The organism is Janthinobacterium sp. UMAB-56 (assembly GCF_900095265.1).
Lineage (GTDB): Bacteria > Pseudomonadota > Gammaproteobacteria > Burkholderiales > Burkholderiaceae_D > Janthinobacterium.
Genome location: NZ_LT607655.1, coordinates 292,306 through 306,527, shown reverse-complemented (window position 1 = coordinate 306,527; position 14,222 = coordinate 292,306). Strand labels below are relative to the sequence as shown.

General features: G+C 62.0%; 14 protein-coding genes and 1 pseudogene. 6 read left to right on the top strand and 9 right to left on the bottom strand.

The genetic code is table 11. The features are described from left to right. Positions 1-48: 48 nt before the first annotated feature. The 3 genes from K0F85_RS12270 to K0F85_RS12260 form a co-directional block, all read right to left on the bottom strand. Positions 49-561 carry a YgjP-like metallopeptidase domain-containing protein gene (locus K0F85_RS12270; protein WP_219116285.1) on the bottom strand — a complete coding sequence of 171 codons (513 nt, stop codon included), beginning with the start codon at positions 559-561 and terminating at the stop codon, positions 49-51. Positions 562-705: 144 nt separating this feature from the next. Continuing rightward, positions 706-1,089, bottom strand: coding sequence for a KGG domain-containing protein (locus K0F85_RS12265; RefSeq protein ID WP_219116284.1), 384 nt, complete (start codon positions 1,087-1,089; stop codon positions 706-708). Positions 1,090-1,134: 45 nt separating this feature from the next. Then, a complete protein-coding gene (locus K0F85_RS12260; protein ID WP_219116283.1) occupies positions 1,135-1,647 on the bottom strand; it encodes a phasin family protein in 513 nt (170 codons plus the stop codon). Between the two features lie 346 nt (positions 1,648-1,993). On the opposite strand from K0F85_RS12260, the gene purU reads away from it, so the two are divergent. Together purU and K0F85_RS12250 are read left to right on the top strand one after the other, a co-directional pair. Continuing rightward, entirely contained in the window at positions 1,994-2,875 is an 882-nt protein-coding gene (gene purU / locus K0F85_RS12255) for a formyltetrahydrofolate deformylase (protein WP_219116282.1), read from the top strand. A 39-nt stretch (positions 2,876-2,914) separates the two neighbouring features. Continuing rightward, positions 2,915-3,457, top strand: a complete 543-nt coding sequence (locus K0F85_RS12250; RefSeq protein ID WP_034758748.1) for a YaeQ family protein — start codon at positions 2,915-2,917, stop codon at positions 3,455-3,457. Positions 3,458-3,517: 60 nt separating this feature from the next. On the opposite strand, the gene K0F85_RS12245 is transcribed toward K0F85_RS12250, so the two are convergent. Further along, positions 3,518-4,312 (bottom strand): head GIN domain-containing protein, encoded by a 795-nt coding sequence (locus K0F85_RS12245; protein WP_219116281.1) that lies wholly within the window; start codon positions 4,310-4,312, stop codon positions 3,518-3,520. Between the two features lie 186 nt (positions 4,313-4,498). On the opposite strand from K0F85_RS12245, the gene K0F85_RS12240 reads away from it, so the two are divergent. Then, positions 4,499-5,134, top strand: a complete 636-nt coding sequence (locus K0F85_RS12240) for an SAM-dependent methyltransferase (RefSeq protein WP_046682538.1) — start codon at positions 4,499-4,501, stop codon at positions 5,132-5,134. Between the two features lie 48 nt (positions 5,135-5,182). Here the strand turns inward: K0F85_RS12240 and K0F85_RS12235 are convergent, their stop codons facing one another. After that, a complete protein-coding gene (locus K0F85_RS12235; RefSeq protein ID WP_219116280.1) occupies positions 5,183-6,457 on the bottom strand; it encodes a cytochrome c in 1,275 nt (424 codons plus the stop codon). After that, the gene (locus K0F85_RS12230) at positions 6,454-7,182 is read right to left on the bottom strand and encodes a c-type cytochrome (RefSeq protein ID WP_257572719.1); all 729 of its coding nucleotides are present in this window, start codon (positions 7,180-7,182) and stop codon (positions 6,454-6,456) included. Before K0F85_RS12230 ends, K0F85_RS12235 begins: the two co-directional genes overlap by 4 nt. A gap of 150 nt (positions 7,183-7,332) precedes the next feature. On the opposite strand from K0F85_RS12230, the gene K0F85_RS12225 reads away from it, so the two are divergent. Together K0F85_RS12225 and K0F85_RS12220 are read left to right on the top strand one after the other, a co-directional pair. Beyond that, the gene (locus K0F85_RS12225; protein ID WP_219116278.1) at positions 7,333-8,745 is read left to right on the top strand and encodes a PLP-dependent aminotransferase family protein; all 1,413 of its coding nucleotides are present in this window, start codon (positions 7,333-7,335) and stop codon (positions 8,743-8,745) included. Between the two features lie 99 nt (positions 8,746-8,844). Then, complete coding sequence (locus tag K0F85_RS12220; RefSeq protein WP_034758731.1) at positions 8,845-9,192, top strand: DUF4870 domain-containing protein; 348 nt, start codon at positions 8,845-8,847, stop codon at positions 9,190-9,192. A gap of 119 nt (positions 9,193-9,311) precedes the next feature. On the opposite strand, the gene K0F85_RS12215 is transcribed toward K0F85_RS12220, so the two are convergent. Together K0F85_RS12215 and K0F85_RS12210 are read right to left on the bottom strand one after the other, a co-directional pair. Then, complete coding sequence (locus tag K0F85_RS12215; protein ID WP_219116277.1) at positions 9,312-9,959, bottom strand: 3'-5' exonuclease; 648 nt, start codon at positions 9,957-9,959, stop codon at positions 9,312-9,314. 9 nt (positions 9,960-9,968) lie between these two features. Then, positions 9,969-10,478: a ProQ/FINO family protein gene (locus K0F85_RS12210; protein WP_219116276.1), complete on the bottom strand. Its 510-nt coding sequence runs from the start codon at positions 10,476-10,478 to the stop codon at positions 9,969-9,971. Between the two features lie 567 nt (positions 10,479-11,045). Between K0F85_RS12210 and rpoD the strand changes: the two genes are divergently transcribed. Further along, positions 11,046-13,598 (top strand): RNA polymerase sigma factor RpoD, encoded by a 2,553-nt coding sequence (rpoD, locus tag K0F85_RS12205; RefSeq protein ID WP_219116275.1) that lies wholly within the window; start codon positions 11,046-11,048, stop codon positions 13,596-13,598. A 64-nt stretch (positions 13,599-13,662) separates the two neighbouring features. Here the strand turns inward: rpoD and K0F85_RS28745 are convergent. Next, positions 13,663-14,222, bottom strand: a pseudogene (locus K0F85_RS28745) (HAF repeat-containing protein); the annotation flags it as partial.

The following is a 14,222-nucleotide window of genomic DNA, read 5'->3' as shown; positions in this document are numbered from 1 at the left end:
GCCGCCCGTTTTACCGGGCGGCTCTTTTACGTTGGCAGGCACCGGCGTTCACGACCACAGGCGCTGGCCAGCCAGGTCGAGCTGGGTCAGGTACAGGCGCACGTCGAATTCGTACTGGTGGTATTGCGGTTCCATATAGGTGCACAGCTTGTAGAACGCCTTGTCATGCTGCTTTTCTTTTACATGCGCCAGTTCGTGCACGGCGATCATGCGCAGGAATTCCAGCGGCACTTCCTTGAACATGGTGGCCACGCGGATTTCATGCTTGGCCTTGAGCTTGCCGCCTTGCACGCGCGAGATCGAGGTATGCAAGCCCAGCGCATGCTGGATCACATGGATCTTGCTGTCGAACGCCACCTTGTTGATGGGTTCGGCATTGCGCAGGAATTCATTCTTCAAGTCTTGCACATACTGGTACAGGGCTTTGTCGTTGCGGACATCGTGCGCGTTCGGATAGCGTTTCAACAGGACTTCGCCCAGCTTGTCCTGTGCGATCAGTTGCTGCACTTGCGCTTGCGTTTGTTCGGAATAGGCGCTCAGGTATTTCAGGGATGGCTGCATGCGGAAGGGGCGGGACGTGGCGCGGAGGTGTCGGTAAGGCGAGAATGTACCATACCGTCACGCCCCGCGCTGCGCCAGCACCGGCACGGGGCCGCCAGAGCCGCCCCGTGCCCGTGTCCAGCTGCGCGCCACCGGTCGGCCCGCTCAGCCCTTGTCGTCTTCACCCCTGTTGCCTTGCCGGCCAGGGCTGTCGCTGCGTGCCGCCGTGCTGCTGCGGTTTTCATTGGCGCGCTGGGCCGATTGCCGGCTTTCTCCGCCCTTGCGGCCGATCTCCGCCATGTGTACACGATTGCGGCTGACGGCTTCGCCGCCTTTCTGCCCGGCCCGGCGTGCTTCTTCCGAGTCGAATTCATGCGCCGTGCCTTTTTGATGGGCTGCCTGACCTCCCTTGCTGGCAATTTCGCGTTGCTGCTCTTCGTTCATGGCGGCAAAGCCGCGCTTGCTCGTGCCTTTGCCGTTGCCCGATTCGCTGGCCTTCTGACTGCTGTCAGCGCCTTTGCCCTGCTCACTACCTTGATTGTTAGCCATGTCGCTCTCCTTGCTGTCGAGTGGGGTCGTGTTCCATTCAAGTGCTCAATGCGCCTGATCGGTTTGCCTGCTGGTATCGCGGCTATGGCTGGCGCCGTCGCGGTAGCCCGTGGCATGCATTTTTTCGATGATTTCACGCTGGCGCTGCGCGGCCTTTTCCGTTTCTTCGGCCGCCTTGCGCGCCACTTCGTCAGCCAGGGCCACGGCCGTGCGGCTCGCTTCGGGCAGGTGGTTCTCTGCCGTGCGGTTCATCTCGACATGGGCGTTGGCGACGAGATTGCCGAGTTGCTGCTGGTATTGGCGCAGTTTGTCGCTGCCTGGCTGCAACTGGGCAGCAGCCAGCGACAGGAACTCGCCCATGTCGCGCGCGCATAGCAGTTGCTGGCTGGCGCTGTGCCATTCCTGCAGCAGGTCTTGCGCCAGCCGCAGGTTCAGCTCGCTCAGTTGCTGCGTCGTATCGAACAGCTTGCGCGATAGATCCGTGGCGAAATTGCACTGCGTCTCCAGGTGGGACTTCAGTGCGGGGCTGAGACTGATGGGGGTACTGTTTGTGAACATGTTCTACCTCTATGAAAAGCTGATCCAGAAAACACCCGTTGCCACCGGGTGCGGCGTATATTGAAACAAGCAAAGGGATAGACGCCGGATCGCCTGCCAGGTTCCACGCCAAGTGCCTGTTTGGCGCGAGAAAGGAGCTTGGCCGACTGAAAAACGCGCTGACTTTGCGCCAGATCAAATGAAGCTGAATCAGGCCGCTGGCGCCGCCAGCCATGCTGCTCGTGTGGAAAATGCCTGTATACATGCCCGGCCGTGCGACAATAGCCGGCTCGCGGCAGCGCAGCCGATGGCCGGCGCGCGTGGCTGAGTCGAGCATAGCCAACCTTTTTTGCCTTATTCCGCGACCATGACGCATCCCGAATACATCCTGACCCTGTCCTGCCTGGACCAGCGCGGCATCGTGCACCGCGTCTCCGGCTTCCTGGCCGAACGCGGCTGCAATATCCTCGATTCCGCCCAGTTCGGCGACCAGGAATCCCAGCTGTTCTTCATGCGCGTGCATTTCGCGCTGGAAGACGGCGCCGTCAGCGACGCCCAGTTGCGCAGCGACTTCGCCGACCTGTCGCAAGCCATGCAGTTGAATGGCCCCTTCCACGGCCAGTTGCACGATGCGCGTGTCAAGCCGCGCGTGATGCTGATGGTGTCGAAGATTGGCCATTGCCTGAACGATTTGCTGTTCCGCTACAAGAGCGGCTTGCTGAATGTGGAAATCCCCGCCATCGTGTCGAACCACATGGAGTTCTACCAGCTGGCGGCCAGCTACAATATTCCCTTTCACCACCTGCCACTGGCGGCCGGCGCGCCGGAAGCGGCCAAGCTGGCGCAGGAAGCGAAAATCCTCGACCTGATGGACACGCACCAGATCGACCTGGTGGTGCTGGCGCGCTACATGCAAATTTTGTCGCCCGGCCTGTGCCAGGCGCTCGACGGCCGCGCCATCAATATCCACCATTCCTTCCTGCCCAGCTTCAAGGGCGCCAAGCCGTACGCGCAGGCGCATCACCGCGGCGTCAAGCTGATCGGCGCGACGGCCCACTTCGTCACGGGCGACCTCGATGAAGGCCCGATCATCGAGCAGGATGTCGAACGCGTCGACCATGCGATGGATACCGAGACCCTGACGGCCATCGGCCGCGACGTCGAGTGCGTGGTGCTGGCGCGCGCCGTGAAATGGTTCGTCGAGCACCGCATCCTGAAAAATGGCGACAAGACGGTGGTTTTCCGCTGATACCGACTTCACTATTCACTTTACCGAGACAGAAACACGATGGCCCTTAAAGCAACAATTTTCAAAGCCGATCTGCAGATCGCCGACATGGACCGCAATTACTACCAGGATCATGCGCTGACCCTGGCGCGCCACCCGTCCGAAACGGACGAGCGCATGATGGTGCGCCTGCTGGCGTTCGCCATCCACGCCGACGAGGCGCTGACGTTCACCAAGGGCCTGTTCGACACGGAAGAGCCTGACTTGTGGCAGAAAGACTTGACGGGCGCCATCCAGCTGTGGATCGAAGTGGGCCAGCCGGACGAAAAGCGCATCCTGAAGGCCTGCGGCCGTTCGGAACAGGTGATCGTCTACAGCTATGGCGCAACCAGCCACATCTGGTGGAAACAGATCGCCAACAAGCTGGAGCGGGCGAAGAACTTGACCGTGATCAACCTGCCGTCCGAGGCGGCGCAAGACATGAGCAAGCTGGCGCAGCGCAACATGCAGCTGCAATGCACGATCCAGGATGGCCAGATATGGCTGACCGACAGCGTCAACACAGTCTTGATCGACCGCGAACCGGTGAAGCCGGCGCGCTGATGTTGACTGTCTGAAATGACAAAAGCCCGGATCATTCCGGGCTTTTGTCATTGCGGGTGTTTAATTCGGTGCGCTGCCTAGCCGTTTGATGCTGCTCGAACGCTGCATGCTGCGGCTGATGCGTGGATCGCCGTAGTAGCTCACTTCGCCCGAGCCGCCGATGCTGATGCTCAAGTCATCCTTCGCCCACACTTGCGCCTCGCCCGAGCCGCCGATGCTCACCTGCACCTCGCGCGCGGCCAGGCGGGCCGCCTGGATATTGCCCGAGCCGCCGATCGATGCCGTCAGCTGCTCCGTCTTGCCACTAGCCTTGAAGTGGCCGCTGCCGCCGATGGCCACGGCCACCTGGCGACTGTCGAGGTCGCGCGCGTTGATGGAGCCGGAGCCGCCCACGTCGAAGCGCAGATTCTCGGCCCGCAAGCCTGTTGCCGTGATGTTGCCCGAGCTACCCACGCTGATGCGCTCCACCTGGCGCGCCTGGATGACGATGGTCAGGCTGCTCTGGCGAAAATTCGCGTTGCGCTTGGCGGGGCGGATGCGCAGGGTGCCGTTTTCCACCACCGTATCGATCAGCGGCAGGATATTGTCGTCGGCTTCGATGGTAACGCTGTCCGTGTTGCCGATGCGCAGTTCGACCGTGCCCGGTACATTCAGCGCCACGCCATGGAAACTGCCCACTTCGCGCGTCTGCTTTTGCAGCTTGCCACTGCCCTGGATACTGTTACCGCTGATCCAGTCGAGCGGCGACGCCAGCGCAGGCGTGGCCGGGATGGCCAGCGCACAGGCGGCCAGCAGCAGGGCAGTCACGGCGCCAGCGTGGCGGCGGTGGCGCGGGCGGAAAAGTGTCGGTGTCATTCTTGCTCCCTGTTTGGAATTGGATGACTTGCATGGTATGCCAGCGGGCCGCGCCCGCGTACCGCGCTGCGACAGGCTGCGCCAGCAGCGGTACAGAATGCAGGAAGATGCGACAGGATGGCATGAGGTATCATGTCGCTGGGATACACGACGACCGGCACGCGCCGGCCACACTACTGGAATTACATGCTGATCATCACCATCAAACAGGGCAAGGAAAAGAGCTTGCTGGGCCAATCGTGGATTTACGCTTCCGCGATTGAAAAAGTCGAAGGCAAGCCGCAGGAAAAAATGAAGCCCGGCTCGACGGCCATCGTGCAAAGTTCGGCGAAGCAGTTCATCGCCCGCGCCGCCTACAATTCGAAGTCGCAGATCCGCGCACGCATCTGGAGCTTCAAGGAAGACGAACCGGTCGATCACGCCCTGATCAAGCGCCGCGTCAAGGCCGCCATCGAGAAAAAACTGCCAGCCATCAAGAAGGCGGGCGAGAACCAGCTATTGACCCTGATCAAGGGCGAAGATGAGGGCTTGCCCGGTCTGGTGGTGCAGCTGTTTGGCGGCGTACAAGGCTACTTGATCTGCGAATTCAACGCCGGCGGCGTCGACGCGTGGAAAGTGGCTATCGTGCAATCGCTGATGGCGTCCACCGGCTGCGTGAACGTGTACGAGCGCTGCGACGACCTGATGCGCAAGGGTGAAGGCCTGCCTTTGATCGATGGCGCCCTGGCTGGCGAGGAGCCGCCCGATGAAGTCATGCTGACGGACAACGGCGTGCGTTATGCGCTGGACTTGAAAACGGGACATAAAAGCAAGTTCCGCTGAGTACGGCTGTTGGAAAAAAACCGGCGCAAGCCGGTTTTTTCATGCCTGCTATTCCAGCGGCACGCTGCGGTAGCGATTCACCTCCAGCGCGGATACGGCCGGCGCATCATTGCCCCACGAAGCGCGCAGATACGTGACCACGGCAGCCACTTCCGCATCATCCATGACGGGGCCGAACGGCGGCATGCCGTAGGGGCGCGGGTTGCCCTTGGTTCCGGGCGCGAAGCCGCCGTTGAGCACGAGTCGGATGGCGTTGACGGCCGACTGCGTCGTCAGTGCGCGGTTGCCTGCCAGCGGCGGGTAGCCGGGCGGCACACCCTTGCCATCGGCCTGGTGGCAGCTCGCGCATTGCGCCTCATATAGTTTCGCGCCCAGCGCCAGTTGCTGCCGAACTTGCTCCGACGTGTCGCGCGGCGTGCGCTGTGCCGGCTGCGCCGGGCCGGGCAGGCTTTTCAGGTACACGGCCATCGCCTGCACGTCGGCCGTGCTCATATGCTGCAAGCTTTGCCGCACCACCTCGGCCATGGGGCCGAAGACGGTGGCACGCGGCGACACGCCCGTTTGCAGCAATTCCACGATATGCGCCGTATCCCAGTCGCCCAGGCCTGCTTCCGCGTCGGATGTCAGCGAAGGCGCGTACCAGCCCAGCACGGGGATCAGGCCGCCCGACAGGCCGTCGTCGCTGCCACCCAGAGAGGTGCGACTGCTATGGCAGGCGCTGCAATGGCCCAGGCCCTGCACCAGATAGGCGCCGCGGTTCCATTCCATGCTTTGCGTCGTCAGGGGCTGGTACACGCCCGGCTTGAAATACAGGGTGCGCCAGGCAGCCAGCGCGATTTGCTGGTTATAGGGGAAGCGCAGCGCGTGCGGCGCGTTTGCCTGCCGGTGCGGCGGCACGCTCTGGAAATACGCATACAGGGCGTCGCTGTCTTCGCGCTGCACCTTGGTGTAGCTGGGGTAGGGAAAGGCCGGATACAGCAGGCGCCCGTCTTTCGACTTGCCATTGTGGATGGCGCGCCAGAAATCGTCGGCCGTCCAGTTGCCGATGCCCGTCTCCCTGTCGGCCGTGATGTTGGGCGAGAGCACCTTGCCGAACGGCGTCTGCAAGGCACGCCCGCCTGCATAGGGTACGCCGCCGCGCGTCGTGTGGCATGCCATGCAATCGCCCGCCCTGGCCAGGTAGGCGCCGCGCGCGACCAGCTGCTGCTGGCTCAGGGTGCTGGCAACGGCGGGCGGGCCGATGTCGTCATCCGGGTACAGCAGGAATTTGGCGCTGCCGCCAGCGATCAGCACCAGGCCGGCCGCGATCATCCATTTTTTCATGGCGCCACCTGCGCACCGGAGCCCGGCACACCGCCGCAATGCAGCGGCAAGGGCAGGGCAATGCTGCTGGCGGGACGCGCGTCGGCGCTGGCCACTTGCGTGCCCAGCCAGGCCGAAACGGCGCCCACGTCCGCGTCCGACAGGCGCTGCGCCACTTGCGCCATGCAGTCGGGCGCGTGGGCGCGGCGGATGCCGTTCTTCCAGGCGCCAAGCTGGGCGTTGATATAGTCGCGCGGCAAGCCCAGCAAGCCGGGAATGGCGGGCGCCACGCCGGCCAGCTGCTGGCCGTGGCAGGCGATGCAGGCCGGGATTTTTTTCACGCTATCGCCGTGCAGCACCAGCTGCTTGCCCCGCGCCAGGGCCGTCGTGCCGGCGCTGCTGGGCTGGGCCGGCGGCGGGGCAGGGTGCTGTGCCGCAAAATAGTCGGCAATTTCACGCAGGTAGTCGTCCGGCAAGTGTTCCACCATATAGTTCATCATCGGATACTGGCGCCGTCCCTCGCGAAAGTTCAGCAACTGGTGGTACAGATAGCCGGCCGGCTTGCCGGCGATGCGGGGAAAGAAGGCGTCGTGGCGCTCCTGTTGTGCATGACAGGCCGTGCACGCCTTGATGCGCTGTTCCAGGGTGTCGTGGTTCGCTGGTAGGGTGGCCGGAGCGGCCAGCGCCATGCCGGGCAAGGCGGAAGCCAGCACTAGCAGCAGCACAAGGGGGGAATGCAGTAGCATGGAAAGTTGCATGGGGAAATAAGCTGTCTCGTCGGTCGGTGATATGCCGGTGTTGCTGCCCGGATGTTGTTACCCTAGCATATACCGGGCACTGTCAATGTGACAGGATCAGTTGTGCAATAAAACTACGGATCAGTTTGAGGAGCAGGGTTGAAACGATATGAGGAATTGGCGGAAGAAGTCGCCGCCATGATCAGCACGCAGCTGTTGTTGCCTGGGGATAAATTGCCCTCCGTGCGCCAGCAGCATGCACGCAGAGGCGTCAGCCCGTCGACGGTGTTCCAGGCGTATTATTTGCTCGAAGCGCGCGGCATGATCGTCTCCCGGCCCCGCTCCGGTTATTACGTGGCGCCGCAGCGTACCGCGCTGGCGCCCGAACCGGACAGTTCGCACCCGCCCGAGGCCAGCACCATCGTCGATGTCAGCGACCTCGTCTTCGAGGTGCTGGGCGCCGTGGCCGCGCGCGATATCGTGCCCTTCGGCTCGGCCTTTCCCAGTCCGCATCTGTTCCCGATGGAACGCCTGGCACGGGCCGTCTCGGCCAGCATGCGCCGCCTCGACCCGTGGAGCACTGTCACCGATCTTTCGCTGGGCAATGCGGAATTGCGCCGCCAGATCGCCCTGCGCTACCAGCTCGACGGCGTGCCCGTCTCCAGCGACGACATCGTCATCACGAATGGCGCGCTGGAAGCGCTGAACCTGTGTTTGCAAGCCGTCACGCGGCCCGGCGACACGGTGCTGATCGAGTCGCCCAGCTTCTATGCGTGTTTGCAGGCGCTGGAGCGGCTCGAACTCAAGGCCGTGGAAATTGCCACCAGCCCCCGCGACGGCGTCGACCTGGTGGCGCTGGCAGAGCTGCTGCAGCGCCACCAGCCCAAGGCGTGCTGGCTGATGACGAATTTCCAGAATCCCCTGGGCAGCCTGATGCCGCCGGAAAAGAAGCGCGCGCTGGTGGCGTTGCTGGCGCACCATGGCGTGCCGCTGATCGAGGATGATGTGTATGGCGAGCTGTATTTTGGCAAGCAGCGTCCCGGCCTGACGAAAAGTCATGACAGCGCGGGTCTCGTCATGCATTGCAGCTCGTTTTCCAAGACTCTGGCGCCCGGCTTCCGGCTGGGCTGGGCCGCGGCGGGTCGCTACGCGCGCCAGGTCGAGCGCCTGAAGCTGACCACCAGCCTGTCGGCGCCGATACCGCTGCAGATGGCGCTGGCCGACTACCTGGCGCAAGGCGGCTACGACCGCCATTTGCGCCAGTTGCGGCTGACCTTGGCGGCACAGCAAAACACCATGCTGCAAGCCATCGCCGTGCATTTTCCGCCCGGCACGCGGGTCACGCGGCCGCAGGGCGGTTATTTCGTCTGGGTCGAGATGCCGGCAGGCATCGATGCGCTTGCCTTGCACCGTAGCGCGCTGGCAGCCGGCATCAGCATCGCTCCCGGCCCCATTTTTTCCGCCACGCGCGCGTTTCGCCACTGCATCCGCCTCAATTACGGCCACCCGTGGAGCCCGCAGCTGGAAGAGGCCATCGCCACTCTGGGGCGGCTGGCGCTGGCGGCGGCCTGATGGAATGCAAAAAAAGTCCCTGCTGCAAACAAGTGTTTCATTCCAAAAAGAAATATTACTGTTATATTGATGTATCTATAACTAATGATGGGAATCGCAATGGATAACACGCAGCCGGAAGTCGGTCGTACGCAAGATACGACGATGGCCATTCTGTCCCACGTTGGCGGGCTGTTCACCAGCTGGGTGGCGCCGCTGATCATTTACTTGATCAAAAAAGACGATGCGGATAAATTCTCGGCCGAAAACGCCCGGGAAGCGCTGAATTTCCAGATCACCCTGATCATCTGGTATTTCGCCTGTTTCATCCTGTCGTTTGTGCTGATCGGTCTGTTCCTGTTCTGGATCGTCGCGCTGGCCAACCTGGTGTGCTCGATAGTCGCGGCCGTCAAGGCCAGCAATGGGATCACTTACCGTTATCCCCTGACCTTGCGGCTCGTCAAATAAGACTGCAACAGCCGCCACCTTGCTGGCGGCGGCTGTTGCCATGAATTATTGCATGCAGGACGCGAGCAGCTGATGCCGGTGGACTTGCTCCGGCTGATATTGCAGGAAGGTGCGCCGGCTCAGGCGGGTGCGGACGGTGTGGCTGGCGGCGCGCTGGCGCGCGGGGCTTTTTGCGGCGCCACTTTGCCGCCGTCGGCGATCCAGCGGCGGTACACGCGCAGGGCCACTTGCGCATCGTCGGCCGCGTACAGTATCTGTTTTTCCGTCAGGCGCGAGGTGGCCCAGTTGGTGGTGGAGATCTTTTTCGATTTCTGCAGGTGCAGGCCGAAGAATTTGGCCACGGCCGTTTTCGCGCCCAGGTCGTTGCGCTGGCCGCCGCGCAGGGCGACGGACAGGTCGAGCACCTGGGCCGGGGCAATGCCCAGCTTGTTGCGCAGGCGCTTGACGTCGTCGGACAGGCCAAAGCCCACCTTCAGGGTGGTGGTCGATTCGAGGATGGCTTTCAGTTCGGCCAGGGCCGGCGCCGACGTGCTGCCCACCTGAAACAGGTAGGCGATGTCGTCGGTAGCGAGCTGGATCAGATGCGGTCCCGTGGAGGACTCGCCCTTCACAAACGTCGGCTTCGATTCCGTATCGAAGCCGATGGCGTCCGCGGCCAGCAGGGCGGCCATGGCCGCTTTTGCGTCATCGCTGGTGCGTACCAGCTTGACGTGGTCGAGTGCAATGCCTTGATAGGGGGGCAGTGGCGGTGCGGCAGCTGTGTCCATGTAACCGGATCAGCCTTTGCGCGAGAATTTCGCGGTGAGCTGATTCAGTTTTTCCAGGCGCAAACGGTTCGCTTCTTCGGCGGCGGCGGCGTCGCGTTCGGCTTTCTTGCGCTCGGCTTCCTTCTTGAAACGTTGCTGCAACACTTGCGTGGCGTGATCGCGGTGGGTTTGCGTCACTTCCGCGCCGGCCGTGCCGTCGAGTTCGTAGCGTACCTTGGCTTTTTCCATCACGCGCAGGTAGCGCAGCGAACCCGTGTGGATGCCCAGCGCCGTGCGCATCAGCTTGCGGTCCAGGTCCGGCAGGCGCGCCAGGATTTGCTTGTCGATACCGATAGCCAGGGGCAGGCAATCGCGGAACGGCGGGAATTGCTCCTGGAATTGCTTGAGCAGCGCGCGCGCGGTCAGGCCGGCAGGCGCCGGCGTGGTCGCTGCGGCCGGTGCCGCCGCTGGGGCTGCATCGACTGGCGTGTCAGGAGTGGTGGCTTGCTGGTCTGGCGTGGAGCTGGTCATCGACATCATTGGTTGGGCTATAAAAGGGGAGCATAGCACGCGCCACAGGCAAGTGCATTGTCTTTTTTGGCAACTTGCGTTGCGATATGCCTGCGCGTGGCTGGCCGTGCCAAGCGCGAAATGCGGGAAATGTGTATAATGTCGGCTTGCGCTGATGACTGGACCCCGTGTTTGACGGTCTGGCTCAGGTGTGCAGGGGATAGGAGCAGTGCGGTGCAGGGCCATCATTATTGATATTTTTGATATCAGATATTTTGCTTATCAATTATCCAGATAACTGGCCTTCGTGCATAATCTTGCTCTCCGCTGTGTCTTCACTGAACAACAATAGATTCAAGCCCGTTCTGGTACGGGCTTTTTTTCATTCCGCAATGTACATCGCTTATTTATCTGACCCGGCTTCGGCCCCGCCGCTCTGTTTGACGGATGCGCGGGCTTTGAACGTTTCGATAGACAGGCGCCGCTGCCGTTAACGGTAGCCGCAACAATACGCTCCATCGAGTCCGGTTTCGCAGGCTTAGGTGGAATCATTCACTTCGCGCCGACACCATCTGGTCTCGCATTAAGAGATATCTCATGAAGAATACGCCAAAAACTTTAACGTTGTCCGCCAAGGCGCCACGCCCAGCCGCGGCACCACTTGCCGTACCAAAAACGACTTTATCTTACTTCATCGATAATGCGCAAGCGAATCCGGAAGCCACCGTCACGACGGCGCCGACCGTCGTCACCGTGGTGAAGAAAAGCCGCTCGCGCCTGGCCGCCGTGCCACCGGCCGACGCGACTGCGGAAGCGCCAGTGGCGGCTGTCGAAGCCCCTGCCGAGGTGGCCGAGGTCGCCGATGCTGCACCGGCCAAGACGCCGAGCGTGAAGATCGCCCCAGGCGCCAAGGCTCCGGCCGCGCCGCGCAAGGTCAGCGAAAGCGCCGCCACGAATAAAGTGGTGACGGCAGCCCGTTCGAAAGTCGTGCGCGCCAAGCCTGAAGCGGCGCCCGTGACCATCATCACCGGTGCGCAAGTGGTCAGCAAGACCACGGACGCCGATGCCCTGGCTGCCATCGATACCTCGAATTACTTCCTGCCCACCGTCAAGGTGCCGGGCCGCCGTGGTCGTAAGCCAAGCGAATTCACGCCGGAAAACGATGAAGTGGCAGCACTGAACGCCGTCGAACGCGCCGAATTGAAGGCCGTGTCGAAAGCGCGCGACCGCAAGGCCAAGGGCGGCCTGGCAGACGCATTGGGCGATCCGGAAGCCTCGGCAGCGGACCTGGAACGCCGCCGCAAGCAAATTACGGGCTTGATCAACATGGGCAAGGAGCGCGGCTTCCTCACCTATGCCGAGATCAATGACCAATTGCCTGAAAACATCATCGATCCGGAAGCCATCGAAGGCATCATCGCCACCTTCAACGACATGGGCATCGCCGTCTACGAGCGCGCCCCTGACGCGGAAAGCTTGTTGCTGACGGATAACGTTGCCACCGTCACCAGCGACGATGAAGTGGAAGCGGCTGCCGCCACGGCACTGTCGACCGTCGACTCCGACTTTGGCCGCACCACCGACCCCGTACGCATGTACATGCGTGAAATGGGCGCCGTGGCGCTGCTGACGCGCGAAGGCGAGATCGAGATCGCCAAGCGCATCGAAGGCGGCCTGAAGGATATGATCCAGGCGATTTCCGCCTGCCCCACCACCATCGGCGAAATCGTTGCGCTGTCGCAAAAAATTGCGCGCGATGAAATCAAGGTCGATGAAGTGGTCGACGGCTTTGTCGACTTGAACGAAAGCAATGCCCCGGCGCCAGCCGCCGCTCCCGCGCCTGCCGCCGCCAGCGGTGACGACGAGGAAGAGGAAGAAGAAGCCGAGGAAGAAGATGGCGACGCGAATGGCGGCGCGGCCGGTTTCTCCAGCGAACAGCTGGCCCAGCTGAAAAAAAATGCGCTGGAGAAATTCAACGTCATCGCGATGCAGTACGAGAAGATGCGCAAGGCGCCCGAGGGTTACAACTCGAAAGCCTACATCAAGGCGCAAGAAGCCATTTCGCAGGAATTGCTGGGCATCCGCTTTACCGCCAAGGTGGTTGAAAAGCTGTGCGACACCCTGCGTGGCCAGATGGAAGAAGTGCGCCACATCGAGCGCGCCGTGCTGGAACTGTGCGTGAACAAATGCGGCATGCCGCGCGCCCACTTCATCAAGGTGTTCCCGGGTAATGAATGCGACCTGGAATGGGTCGACCGCGAAGTCGATTGCAAGTATCCGTACAGCGCCATCCTCAGCCGCAACGTGCCTGCCGTCAAGGAACTGCAAAAGAAGATGATCGACCTGCAAGCGCGCGTGGCCCTGCCATTGGCTGACTTGCGCAAGATCAACAAGCAGATGGCTGCCGGCGAAAAGCGCGCGCGTCACGCGAAACGCGAAATGACGGTCGCCAACTTGCGCCTGGTGATTTCGATCGCCAAGAAATACATCAACCGCGGCTTGCAATTCCTTGATCTGATCCAGGAAGGCAACATCGGCTTGCTGAAGGCCGTCGACAAGTTTGAATACCGTCGCGGCTACAAGTTCTCGACCTACGCCACCTGGTGGATCCGCCAGGCCATCACGCGTTCGATCGCCGACATGGCCCGCACCATCCGCGTGCCGGTGCACATGATCGAAACGATCAACAAGATGAACCGCATCTCGCGCCAGATCATGCAGGAAACGGGCAGCGAGCCGGACCTGGCGACCCTGGCCGTCAAGATGGAAATGCCGGAAAACAAGGTGCGCGAAATCATGAAGATCGCGAAAGAGCCGATTTCCATGGAAACGCCGATGGGCGAAGATGGCGATTCGCAACTGGGTGACTTCATCGAAGACAACACCACCCTGGCGCCGCTCGACGCCGCGCTGCACGCATCGATGCGCAACGTGATCAAGGAAGTACTCGATTCCCTGACGCCGCGCGAAGCGAAAGTGCTGCGCATGCGTTATGGCGTGGAAATGTCGAACGATCACACCTTGGAAGAAGTGGGCAAGCAGTTCGACGTGACGCGCGAGCGCATCCGTCAGATCGAGGCGAAAGCCATGAGCAAGCTGCGCCAGCCTTCGCGTTCGGATAAATTGAAAACTTTCCTGACGCAAAACTAAGCGTAGGGCAAGCACACAAAAAAAGAGGCGCAAGCCTCTTTTTTTACGCCGGTAGCATGCCTTCCTACATGAAACGCGTACGCGCGCCCAGCAGGCCCAGGCGATAGTTGCGTTGCAATTTGTATAGCACTACGCCGCTGGCGGCGATGAGGATGGTGATCACCAGCCAGTCCAATGGGTTGCTGCGCGGCGGTGCCGGCGCCGCTTGCGATGGGACGGCGAAGGCCTGGAATTTATGCCCGGTGTAGATGGCGCCCACCACCAGCCCAGCGTCCGTGATCTTGTTGGTCAGGTACAGGCCATCGTCGCGGCGGCGCACCGTCATTACGCCTTCCTTGTAGACAAAGGTCATCGGCTCAAAGCCGTTGATGTTGACGCTGCCGACGACGTGTCCCGCAGCGTTGACGGCCGTGGCGTAGCTGTCGCCCTGGCCGATCATGGCGCCCAGGTCGAGCATGCGCTTGCCGTCCCAGGCAAACGCGTGCCAGCGGCGCTTCTCCGTTTCAGATGCGCCCACGATCAGGCCGGCGTCATTGATGGCGGTGGCCGAGCTGATGCGCCCGCCGGGCAGGGTGCCGATTTCCTGCATGCCCGCGCCGGGGCGGTAGACGAAGGCGCGGCGGT